This window comes from Pontibacillus yanchengensis Y32 (genome assembly GCF_000770635.1).
Classification (GTDB): domain Bacteria; phylum Bacillota; class Bacilli; order Bacillales; family BH030062; genus Pontibacillus; species Pontibacillus yanchengensis.
The window spans coordinates 36327-47455 of the sequence record NZ_AVBF01000032.1; the positions used below are offsets into that span (position 1 = coordinate 36327).

General features: G+C 35.3%; 11 protein-coding genes. 9 read left to right on the plus strand and 2 right to left on the minus strand.

What is annotated here, in order from left to right:
- Window positions 1-76: 76 nt before the first annotated feature.
- The gene (locus N782_RS12240; protein ID WP_036820286.1) at window positions 77-892 is read right to left on the minus strand and encodes a SurA N-terminal domain-containing protein; all 816 of its coding nucleotides are present in this window, start codon (window positions 890-892) and stop codon (window positions 77-79) included.
- A 186-nt stretch (window positions 893-1078) separates the two neighbouring features.
- Between N782_RS12240 and N782_RS12245 the strand changes: the two genes are divergently transcribed.
- The 4 genes from N782_RS12245 to N782_RS12260 all read left to right on the plus strand — a co-directional run bounded on the left by N782_RS12245 (window position 1079) and on the right by N782_RS12260 (window position 4822).
- Window positions 1079-1840: a DUF4397 domain-containing protein gene (locus N782_RS12245; RefSeq protein WP_052111318.1), complete on the plus strand. Its 762-nt coding sequence runs from the start codon at window positions 1079-1081 to the stop codon at window positions 1838-1840.
- A gap of 371 nt (window positions 1841-2211) precedes the next feature.
- Entirely contained in the window at window positions 2212-4011 is a 1800-nt protein-coding gene (locus tag N782_RS12250; RefSeq protein ID WP_036820288.1) for a M3 family oligoendopeptidase, read from the plus strand.
- A gap of 342 nt (window positions 4012-4353) precedes the next feature.
- Complete coding sequence (locus N782_RS12255; RefSeq protein WP_036820291.1) at window positions 4354-4554, plus strand: cold-shock protein; 201 nt, start codon at window positions 4354-4356, stop codon at window positions 4552-4554.
- A gap of 61 nt (window positions 4555-4615) precedes the next feature.
- Complete coding sequence (locus tag N782_RS12260) at window positions 4616-4822, plus strand: cold-shock protein (protein ID WP_202595695.1); 207 nt, start codon at window positions 4616-4618, stop codon at window positions 4820-4822.
- Between the two features lie 180 nt (window positions 4823-5002).
- Here the strand turns inward: N782_RS12260 and N782_RS12265 are convergent, their stop codons facing one another.
- On the minus strand, window positions 5003-6097 hold the full coding sequence (locus N782_RS12265) for an FAD-dependent oxidoreductase (RefSeq protein WP_036820296.1): 1095 nt from the start codon (window positions 6095-6097) through the stop codon (window positions 5003-5005).
- A 239-nt stretch (window positions 6098-6336) separates the two neighbouring features.
- On the opposite strand from N782_RS12265, the gene N782_RS12270 reads away from it, so the two are divergent.
- From N782_RS12270 to N782_RS12290, 5 genes are all read left to right on the plus strand, one after another.
- On the plus strand, window positions 6337-6564 hold the full coding sequence (locus N782_RS12270) for a sulfurtransferase TusA family protein (RefSeq protein WP_036820297.1): 228 nt from the start codon (window positions 6337-6339) through the stop codon (window positions 6562-6564).
- Between the two features lie 60 nt (window positions 6565-6624).
- Entirely contained in the window at window positions 6625-7104 is a 480-nt protein-coding gene (locus N782_RS12275) for a DsrE/DsrF/DrsH-like family protein (protein ID WP_036820299.1), read from the plus strand.
- Between the two features lie 181 nt (window positions 7105-7285).
- Window positions 7286-8071 carry a sulfite exporter TauE/SafE family protein gene (locus tag N782_RS12280; protein ID WP_420805594.1) on the plus strand — a complete coding sequence of 262 codons (786 nt, stop codon included), beginning with the start codon at window positions 7286-7288 and terminating at the stop codon, window positions 8069-8071.
- Window positions 8072-8294: 223 nt separating this feature from the next.
- Window positions 8295-9920 carry an ABC-F family ATP-binding cassette domain-containing protein gene (locus tag N782_RS12285; RefSeq protein WP_036820301.1) on the plus strand — a complete coding sequence of 542 codons (1626 nt, stop codon included), beginning with the start codon at window positions 8295-8297 and terminating at the stop codon, window positions 9918-9920.
- Between the two features lie 214 nt (window positions 9921-10134).
- Window positions 10135-10989, plus strand: a complete 855-nt coding sequence (locus N782_RS12290; protein WP_036820303.1) for a DUF1206 domain-containing protein — start codon at window positions 10135-10137, stop codon at window positions 10987-10989.
- Window positions 10990-11129 lie beyond the last annotated feature (140 nt).

Genomic DNA, 11129 nt, shown 5'->3' on the forward strand with positions numbered 1-11129 from the left:
ATCTTAAGAAGAAAGAAGAGGGCGGAGGAGATAATCTAAGAACAAATAAAAAAAGCAGCCAAGATGGCTGCTTTTTTTATACGTTAACTTTCTTTTCGATTTCACTATTGCTCTTGATTTCTTCAAGAAGTTTAGTTACTTGTTCGTTTTCCTTCTTCTTCTTAACGCTATCTTTTAGTTTCTTTTTAGCGTCTTCAAATTTAGGAACTTCCATTTCCTTATCACTTTGTTTGTTCATAGCTTCATACTGCTGTTTCATCTTGTCATATTCAGCTTTAAGTTCTTCTTCTGTAACCTCTACATCTTCAGTATTTTTGTCGATGAACTGTTGAATTTTAAGGTTTTTCTTGATGTTGTTTTTAAGTTCTTCTTCTGTAAGATCGTTTTGCTCTAATAGCTTTTGGAAGTTGTCTCCATTTTGTTCTTTAATTTGGTTGAACTGTTCTTTTACCTTGTTCTCAGATGCTGTGATGTTATTTTCTTCAGCTTTCTGAAGGATTAACTCTGTGTTAATTAGTTGTTGCATGATTGAAGATTTTAATTGTTTTACTTGTGATTCTTTAAGCTCTTGTCCAGATTGAGACATTTGATTTGCCTGAGACATTAGCTGATCATTGAACTTTTTCATTGGAATCTCTTCGCCGTTTACAACAGCTGCTACATCGCCACTTTCTTTGATGTCAGTGTTTGTGCTTTTCGATTCGCTGTCACTGCTATCTGATTCACTTGAGCTATCATCTTTAGTTGATTCTCCGCTGTTATCTTCTTGTTTTTCATCATTATTTTTATCAGAATTAGCATTTTCATCAGATTCGCTATTACCACATGCAGCTAGTCCGATTGCAAGTACTAAACCAAATAACATGGCTGTTAGTTTCTTTTTAAATGTCACAAAGAACATCTCCCTTGTTGTAAAATCAATTCTGTTAGAATGTACCACATCTATTAGTAGCTTGTAAAACCCTAATCAAAATTATTCTAAAAAATAAGCATATAATCCTCTTTTACTGGCATGAACATGGACTTTCTTTCATAGGGATGAAAGGGAATGAAATTATTAATCCTTAGGAGTGAAATGATGAATCCATATAATCAGTATGAAAGGGAACTAGCACATAAGGCTAGTATGTATCAATTGCTTGCAGATTACTATAAGTACATCGATCCTCAAAAACATATGATGTACTATATGAAACATTTTGAATGTATGCAGCAACTTATTCATTCACAACAACAGCAAATGGGTTATGGACAATATCGAAATAACCAACAACAATCTTATGTAAGAGTATTTCACGCTTCCCCTAATGCACCCAATGTAGATATTTATGTGAATGGTCAATTACTTCTACAAGATGTAGCATATAAACAAATTAGTGATTATATTCCTGTTATGCCAGGAGATTATCGAATTATGATTACAGCAACTGGGCAACAAGAAGCAGTGTTAACTAAAGATGTTAATGTTCCTGCAAACAGTGCAATTACACTAGCTGCGGCAGGAAAAGTTGAAAATCTAAAATTACTTCCTTATCAAGATGATCTATATCCTGAGCAAGGAAAAGCAAAGGTACGTTTCATTCATTTATCCCCTGATGCACCACGTGTGGATATTGCCGTTAAAGGCGGAGATGTTCTCTTTTCTAATGTAGGATTTGAGGAGTCAACACCATACAAATCTCTTCCTCCTACTAAAGTTGATTTAGAGGTACGTCCAGCTGGGTCTAAGCAAGTTGTACTGATGATCCCAGATGTTATGTTAAATGAAAACCAAGTATATAATGCGGTCGCAGTTGGATTTGTTGAGTCTCAACCATCCTTGGAAGCTATGTTTATTTAATATCAGTAATGAGAAACTTGAGTTGCAATAATCTACTAGCACTTATGTGAGATAGATTTGGACACATAATGTGTTTATCAAGAAAATAGAATTTAGAAACGAGTGTACGCTGAACCTTACCTATTAGAGTCTGGCTTTATACTTTCTTTCACTTCAAATAAAGGCTATACAAAAACGTATAGTCTTTTTTTAGTTTCAAATTTTAGGGGAGAACATAAAACTTATTTAAATGTTCTATCAACAACAAACTTTAACACAGCCTTTTATAAGTTGTGTAGTTTCTCTTTAAAAGCAGTGGATTACAATTGAGGTGTGCAAATTTTCTAAAAAATGTATATAATTAGAGAGACGAAAAAAAGGAGGGGTTGTTTGTGAAGAAAACACAATATAGCCAAATATGGGATCTAGATGTATTTTTTGAAGGTGGTAGTAATTCTGAAGAATTTGCATTGTACATAGAAGACACACATCAAAAGATGAAAGAGTTGGATACCGTGGTTAAAGAGTGGGAAATCCCTACATCTTCGCATGAAACAAAAGGACTTATTAATATTGTTGGTCATATTAACGTAACGTTAAGACAACTCATGGAGAGTTCTGCTTTTGTAAGTTGTTTAAGTGCTCAGAATGTTAATGATAAGAAAGCAAATCTATATCGAGCTAAGCTTAATCAAATAGGTGCTAGTCTTTCAACAAGTCTCACAACATTTGATCAGAAACTCTCTAAAATTGAGGATAATACATGGATTGAAATGCTAGATAAACCGAATTTAAATAATTTATCTTTTATTTTAAATGAAAGAAGAGAACAGGCTAAAGAAAAATTACCATTAGAACAAGAAGCATTGATAAATGATTTAGCAGTAGATGGCTACCATGCGTGGGGAGAAATGTATGATAGTATCGTTGGAGGCATGAGTGTCATAATAGAAGAAAATGGTGAAAAGAAAGAACTTTCTGTAGGACAAGCAGCAAATAAATTAAGCACTTCTGATCGGGATAAACGAAAAGAGGTATATAATCAAATCCAAAAAGCATGGGCTGAAAAAGAAGATTTATTTGGGGAAACTTTGAATCATTTATCAGGTTTTCGTCTGCAAATGTATAAACATAGAGGATGGGACAATGTATTAAAAGAACCACTTCAGATTAATCGAATGAATGAGCAGACATTAAATGCTATGTGGAACGCTATTAATAAAAATAAGGGGAGGTTCGTTCAATACTTAGAGCGAAAAGCTTCCTTATTAGGTCTTGAAAAATTGAGTTGGTATGATATTGGAGCACCTATTTCTAGTAGTGAGAATAGAGTTTCTTATGATGAAGGAGCTCACTTTATTCAAGAGCAGTTTGAGCGTTTTGGACCCAAAATGGCTGCTTTTGCTCAAAGAGCGTTTGAAGAAAGTTGGATTGAGGCTGAGGACAGAAGCGGAAAACAACCAGGAGGTTTTTGCACAAGCTTTCCTATAAGCCAACAAACCCGTATTTTTATGACGTATTCTGGTACACCATCTAATGTGGCAACTCTTGCTCATGAATTAGGGCATGCTTTTCATCAACATGTAATGGATGAATTGGAGCCATTAAATCAATTATATGCAATGAACGTTGCTGAGACAGCTTCCACATTTGCGGAAATGATTGTGGCAGATGCATCGGTTAAACATGCCCCGAATGAAGAAGAAAGACTTCATTTATTAGAAGACAAAATACAAAGAAGTGTAGCATTCTTCATGAATATTCATTCCCGTTTTCTTTTTGAAACCCGTTTTTATGAAGAGAGAACGAAAGGACCAGTTTCTGTAGAGAAGCTTAAACAATTAACCGAGGATGCACAAAAGGAAGCTTATTGTGAATCCTTAGAAGAATATTCACCTTATTACTGGGCCTCAAAGCTTCATTTCCATATAACTGAAGTACCTTTTTATAACTTTCCTTACACATTTGGGTATCTCTTCAGTCTTGGGATATATGCAAAAGCACTAAATTCAGGATCTGATTTTGAAGAGCAATATATCTCTTTGCTTCAAGATACAGGGAGAATGTCTGTGGAAGATCTCGCTAAAAAACACCTTAATGTTGACCTTACAGAGGAAGCATTTTGGGAAAGCGCGATCGAAATTTGTGTTAATGATGTAGAAGAATTTTTAAGCTTAACAGAAAATAAATAAAAAATGTATAACTTAAATAAGGTATTCATATACTAGTGGTGAACCTGATAAAAAGCTCTATACTCAATAGGGCTTTTTAGGTTTTCCATTTCATTCTGTATTAAAAAATTAAGAAAGTTTCCACAGTTCTTTTCCTGTAACTTGACTTCTGTACGTTAAAGTAGTATGATTAATGTAATTGAAAAATAAATAATTAGCTTCATATTTTACGGAAATTGAAAAGTGCTCACGATCACATATTATAAAGAGTAATCAATTAACGTTGGTACTTTTTATAATATGTGATTCTTTTTTAAAAGAAAGTGAAACATATTAAGAAATTAGCAATGGAGGTTTTCTCTCATGAAAACAGGTACAGTTAAGTGGTTTAACGCAGAAAAAGGTTTTGGATTCATTGAAGTACAAGGCGAAGACGATGTTTTCGTACACTTCAGCGCAATCAACCAAGAAGGCTTCAAAACTCTAGAAGAAGGTCAAACAGTAGAGTTTGAAGTTACTGAAGGTAACCGCGGACCACAAGCAGCTAACGTAACTAAAGTATAATGATTAAAGCTACCTTAAGAGGTAGCTTTTTCATATATCATAGTCCGAAGGAGGCATTCAGATGGCGTTTGGAAAAAAGAATCAGCAAGAGGTCAAAAAAGAAGACCTAAAAATCTGGGAGTGTACATCCGAGGATTGTAATGCATGGATGAGAGATAACTTCAAGAGTCAAGAAACTCCTAAGTGTCCAATTTGTCAGAGTGATATGGCAACCAGCATGAAAGAACTACAAGTTGTTGAAAATAACAGCGGTAATTGGAATAAATAAATACCATTTTTACAAAAAAGAGAAGGAGTGGCTATTGCTGCTCCTTCTCTTTTTTGTGAACCATAATAATATTATGTAAACTAAAGAAAGGCAAATAAAGCAAAGCGTTTATATGGTATACTTCACCACACAGAAGCTTTGCTTATAAATATTATGGAAGAAGGCTACTAGATCGTTGTCTCACTTCTGTTGATAAGATCGAATGAACTTCTGATCAATGTAATGCTTTAACTTCCAAGCCCATTTCCCCTTAAACGCCCAAGAACCATATAAAAACAATCCTTCTTTATGTCCGATTGACATGATGGCTAAGTAATGTTTCTGAGGTTTATAGTGTTGACCATCACTTTCGGTTAAAAATCCTTTAAGATTATCCCAAAGAACAGGGGCCTGTTTAATTGCAAACACCCCATTTTTTGGGAGATTTGGTGCGTTGGTTAATGTGACGCAATCTCCAGCACCAAAAATGGAGGGATAAGCTTTCACTTGTAAAGTAGATTCAACTTGTAAATATCCTTCTTGATCAATAGGTAAGTTAGAAACACGAAATAAATCAGGTGCTTTAGGACCAGCTAACCACATTACATCATCGTAGTTTATTTTCTCATTCGTTTCGGTAATAATATGGTCAGAATTTATCTCCCGAACTTTTTTTCCAGTATGAGCGAATATTTCACGCTGCCTTACTATTTGTTCTATTTTGTTAGATGCTTGTTGAGATTGGCTCTCCAATAAATAATCAGAACTAGAAATTAGAGTAACAGGATCTTGGTTATTTTGTTTCTGCCGGTAAGCTTGCAATGATAATGCTAGTTCTGTTCCTGCTACACCGCCTCCCACAATGACAGGATTTGAGCTTTCTTGCATTTCCTTAATCATATCTGGAAAATGATAGTTCGGCTTAATTCGCTTCGCGTATTCTTTCACACCAGGTAATTCTGTATGCGCAGTAAGGGAACCTATGTCAAAAGAAACTGCATCATAACTAAGCACTTTACCTTTATCCGTCAGAAGTATTTTTTGTGCTCCATCAACTGACATAACTGCCTCTTTGTAAAATGTAGCCCCAGCTTGTTCTGCTAATGATTCTACGTTAATACGAATGTCTTCTATATTATATAATCCTTCTGTGTAACCTGAGAACATACCAGAATAGTATTGGTATTCATTAGGGGACAGAAGAGTTAACTCTACCTCATCAATAGCATGGTCTATCCATTGTTTTATAATATGGAGATGCGCATGGCCAGCTCCTACCAGAATTAATTGCTTCATAAATTGATCCTTTCCTGATTTAAAATATTCCAACTACATCATAGCAAAATTATTAATAAAACCAAAAAGAACTAGCACGCAACAATTTTGCAATTGGGGGACAGATAGCTCAAAAATGCTTAGAATAAATTTTACCATCTATATGCCCCCGGGGGTTGACGATATAGAATACAGGGTGTAATATACCCATATAGGTATTTAAATTTACTTTATAAATTAATTATTTGGAGGTTATTATTATGAATATTGATAAAACATTAGATGTAAAAGGTCTTGCATGCCCAATGCCATTAGTTCAAACGAAGAAAGCAATTGGTGAATTAGAAGCCAATCAAGTACTAGAAGTTGTAACAACAGACGCTGGAGCTAAAGCAGACTTAGCTGCTTGGAGTAAATCTTCTGGTCATGAATTACTTGATCAAAAAGAAGATGACGGCGTATTCACATTCTATATTCAAAAGGGTTAATATAACGCCTTAATATACCCGTACGTGTAAGTGTAATAAACATCGAGAGGAGGACACAATATGTCTGAGACAAAGAAAACAAATATTATACTATTTAGTGGCGACTATGATAAAGCCATGGCTGCTTACATTATCGCTAATGGAGCTGCAGCTTATGATCATGAGGTGACCATATTTCATACGTTTTGGGGATTAAATGCTTTACGAAAAGACGGCAAAGTGGAAGCCCAAAAAGGCTTTCTAGAAAAAATGTTCGGTAAGATGATGCCACGAGGCGCTGACAAAATGGGATTATCTAAAATGAATATGGCCGGAATGGGTCCTAAAATGATCAAAAAAGTAATGAAAAAGCATAACACAAGCTCAGTACCAGATCTAATTGAAATGGCTCAAATGCAAGGCATTAATCTTGTTGCTTGCCAAATGACAATGGACCTACTTGGCTTCCAACGGGCTGAACTGTTGGACGATATCACTTATGCTGGTGTTGCTGCTTATCTTGCAGATGCTGAAAACGGGAATGTAAATCTGTTTATATAATTTATCACCCTTAGCAATACTATCTGGGGTAATGAAGATGTTTAAGAAGGATACAGTTAATTTCGTATCCTTCTTATTCATTTTATCCCTCATCTCAGAAATGAAATTAGCTCTAGGAAACTAGCCATAATTCAATAATAGATTCATTAATGGTAAAAGTTTTTACATTGGGGGGTTGAACATGGAATTGGATTTCTTGTTATTATTAACTATATTTATCATCGGATTCGTAGGTTCTTTTGTATCAGGAATGGTGGGAATCGGAGGTTCAATCATAAAGTATCCTATGTTGCTCTATATACCACCTCTTCTTGGATTTACAGCATTTACAGCTCATGAAGTTGCAGGAATCAGTGCTGTTCAGGTGCTTTTTGCAACCATAGGAGGGGTATGGGCATATCGTAAAGGTGGATACTTAAATAAATCTCTTATCCTTTATATGGGTATTAGTATTTTGATTGGGAGCTTTATTGGCGGTTATGGTTCTAATATGATGTCAGACAGCGCAGTAAATCTTGTATATGGTTTGCTTGCTACCATTGCTGCAATTATGATGTTTGTACCTAAAGAAGGTATTGAAGATCAAAATCTAACAGAAGTAAAGTTTAATAAAGGGTTAGCAGCATCACTTGCATTTATCACTGGTATAGGTGCTGGAATTGTCGGTGCTGCAGGTGCATTCATTTTGGTACCAATTATGTTGGTTGTGCTGAAAATACCAACTCGCATGACGATAGCAAGCTCGCTAGCTATAACATTTATATCATCAATAGGTGCAACTGTTGGTAAAGTAACAACAGGACAAGTGGAATATCTTCCTGCTGCAGTTATGATTGTAGCTAGCTTACTTGCATCCCCATTAGGGGCGAATGCTGGTAAGAAAATAAACACCAAGATATTACAGGGCATCTTAGCAGCACTGATTTTAGCGAGTGCGATAAAAATATGGGTAAGCTTCTTCAGTTAAGAAGTAATGAGAAGGTCTGTTGCCTATTGTTGCAAAGTATTTAAAATTTTGCGATGATGGGTAACGGACTTTTTTTAATCTATAGTAATGTTTAACTTGATTGAAAATGGCAATCCTAGTGAAAGTTATGGTTTACGTGTTTTTCTTCATTGGTCTATCTTAATCAATAGTACAATGGTATAATTTCATGTGGTAACTTTATAGAATTGGAGGATTATATACTATGCTACAGGCTACAAACGTAAGTCTTCGTTTTGGTGACCAAAAATTATTCGAAGACGTTAATATAAAATTTACACCTGGCAATTGTTATGGACTTATTGGTGCAAATGGTGCAGGTAAATCAACATTCTTAAAAATCTTATCCGGAGATATAGAAGCTCAAACTGGTGAGGTTTCATTAAAATCTAACCACCGTATGGCTGTGTTAAAGCAGAACCACTTCGAATATGAAGAATATGAAGTACTTCAAGTTGTCATCATGGGGTACAAACGCTTGTACGAAGTCATGCAAGAGAAAAATGAAATTTACATGAAAGCTGACTTCAGCGAAGAGGATGGCATGCGCGCAGCTGAGCTTGAAGGAGAATTCGCTGAGATGAATGGGTGGGAAGCAGAATCTGATGCTTCTCGTTTACTAACTGGTTTAGGTATTGAAGAAGATCTTCATAATAAGAAAATGTCCGAATTAACAGGTTCTCAGAAAGTGAAAGTGTTGCTTGCTCAAGCTTTATTTGGTAATCCTGATGTCCTTCTTCTTGACGAGCCTACGAACCACTTAGATATCCGTGCGATTCAATGGTTAGAAGAATTCCTCATTAATTTCGAGGGTACTGTAATCGTTGTTTCCCACGACCGTCATTTCTTAAATAGTGTTTGTACTCATATTGCAGACCTTGACTTTGGTAAAATTCAAGTCTACGTGGGTAACTACGATTTCTGGTATGAATCAAGCCAATTAGCTCAGAAAATGGCTAAAGAAGAAAACAAGAAGAAAGAACAAAAAGTAGCAGAATTAAAAGAATTTATCCAGCGCTTTAGTGCAAATAAATCCAAGTCTAAGCAAGCTACTTCACGTAAGAAGCTTCTCGATAAGATTACATTAGATGATATTAAACCATCTAGCCGTCGCTATCCTTATATTGCGTTCAAACCTGATCGTGAGATTGGTAATGACCTTCTTGAAGTGAAAAATCTTACTAAAACAATAGATGGTGTGAAAGTACTTGATAACTTATCCTTCACCATGCATAAAGATGACAAAGTTGCGCTAGTTGGAGATAATGAGATTGCTAAAACGACATTATTCAAAATTCTTATGGGAGAGATTGAGCCAGACTCTGGTTCATACAAATGGGGTGTAACTACATCTCAGAGTTACTTCCCGAAAGACAATTCTGCTTTCTTTGAAGACAACGATCAGAATCTTGTCGAATGGCTACGTCAGTATTCTCCTGAAGATGAAACAGAAACGTTCTTAAGAAGCTTCTTAGGACGTATGCTCTTCTCCGGTGAAGAGGTTAAGAAAAAAGCAAAAGTATTATCTGGTGGAGAGAAAGTACGTTGTATGCTTTCTAAAATGATGCTTAGTGGTGCCAACGTTCTGCTTTTAGATGAGCCTACAAACCACTTGGATCTAGAATCCATCACAGCATTAAACGAAGGATTAACGAATTTCAAAGGCTCCATTTTATTCTCATCTCATGACCATCAGTTTATCGACACAATTGCTAACCGTATAATTGAGATCACTCCTAACGGCGTAATCGATAAATATATGAGTTATGATGAATATATCAATGACCCTGAAATTGAAAAGCAACGTAACGAGCTTCTTCAAGCAACTTAATATGGATTCTTAAAAGCTTGTAGTCACTAGGACTACAAGCTTTTTTTATAATTAGTAAAGAAAATTCAAATAGGTATGTCTGTGTCAAAGGTTTGTAATTATATAATTTTCTACATGTACTTTGACCTATATTAAAAAATGTACGTTTGTTTTCACCTCTGAAAGGGGATTTATTTTATTGATAAAGTAAAATAACCGCAAAGGAGTGATGAAGATGAACAGTAGTGTAGAAGTAACCAAAAAAAGAGCTGAACGAAAGGGAAAGCAAGCAACACAAGATGTTAAGCCATGGGTACGTGCTTTTGCGAGATTTGGTTACACAGCTAAGGGAGCTATCTATGTACTCTTGGGTGCATTATCTTTAATGGCAGCTTTAGGAGTTGGTGGTAAAACCACTGGTTCAAAAGGTGCATTAGAAACATTAGCGAAACAACAATATGGTAATATACTGCTATGGTTAACAGCTATTGGTTTAATTGGTTATATTGTATGGCGATTGATACAGCTCATTAAAAATCCTGAAAATAAAGGGATTGGTTCTAGAATTGGATATTTATTGAGTGGAATCATGTATGGTGCACTTGCCATGAAAGCTTTTTCTATACTTATTGGAACTTTACAATCCGGTGGAGGTTCTTCTGGTAGTAGTACGAAACAATCATTAACTGCAAAAGTATTAGCTCAACCTATGGGACAATATGTGATTATGGGTGTAGGTGGAGCAATCATTCTTTATGGATTATATGAGATGTATAGAGGATTGACAGAAAAATTTAAAAAGCAATTCAATTATAGTGATATGACAAAGAAAGAAAAATCAGCGGTAAGAAAAACAGGCAAATTAGGATTATTATCGCGAGGTGTTGTTTTTGGTTTGATTGGATATTTCTTTATCCAAACAGCCATGAGAGCACAAACCAGTCAGGCATTAGGACTTGATGCTGCTTTATCTAAGCTAGCAGAACAACCCTATGGTCAATGGTTATTAGGAATAGTTTCCGCTGGATTATTGTTATTTGGTATCTTTCAAATATTAAAAGGAAAAAACAGACATTTACGCTTAAGTTAAAGAGAAGGGGGATACCCTTCTTTTTTTATAATTACTAATCAGTAAATAATTAGACTTATTCCATAATCGAGGCATAATCTTGAAGACTTGAATTCGAGATATATTTCAAAATTACCATTACTAACTGGTTGGAAAAGATG

Bases quoted from the DNA above. Each gene is read 5' to 3' on its own strand.
- N782_RS12245 (WP_052111318.1), top strand. From the start codon at position 1,079: ATGAATCCATATAATCAGTATGAAAGGGAACTAGCACATAAGGCTAGT.
- N782_RS12255 (WP_036820291.1), top strand. From the start codon at position 4,354: ATGAAAACAGGTACAGTTAAGTGGTTTAACGCAGAAAAAGGTTTTGGA.
- N782_RS12260 (WP_202595695.1), top strand. From the start codon at position 4,616: ATGGCGTTTGGAAAAAAGAATCAGCAAGAGGTCAAAAAAGAAGACCTA.
- N782_RS12265 (WP_036820296.1), bottom strand. From the start codon at position 6,097: ATGAAGCAATTAATTCTGGTAGGAGCTGGCCATGCGCATCTCCATATT.
- N782_RS12270 (WP_036820297.1), top strand. From the start codon at position 6,337: ATGAATATTGATAAAACATTAGATGTAAAAGGTCTTGCATGCCCAATG.
- N782_RS12275 (WP_036820299.1), top strand. From the start codon at position 6,625: ATGTCTGAGACAAAGAAAACAAATATTATACTATTTAGTGGCGACTAT.
- N782_RS12280 (WP_420805594.1), top strand. From the start codon at position 7,286: ATGGAATTGGATTTCTTGTTATTATTAACTATATTTATCATCGGATTC.
- N782_RS12285 (WP_036820301.1), top strand. From the start codon at position 8,295: ATGCTACAGGCTACAAACGTAAGTCTTCGTTTTGGTGACCAAAAATTA.
- N782_RS12290 (WP_036820303.1), top strand. From the start codon at position 10,135: ATGAACAGTAGTGTAGAAGTAACCAAAAAAAGAGCTGAACGAAAGGGA.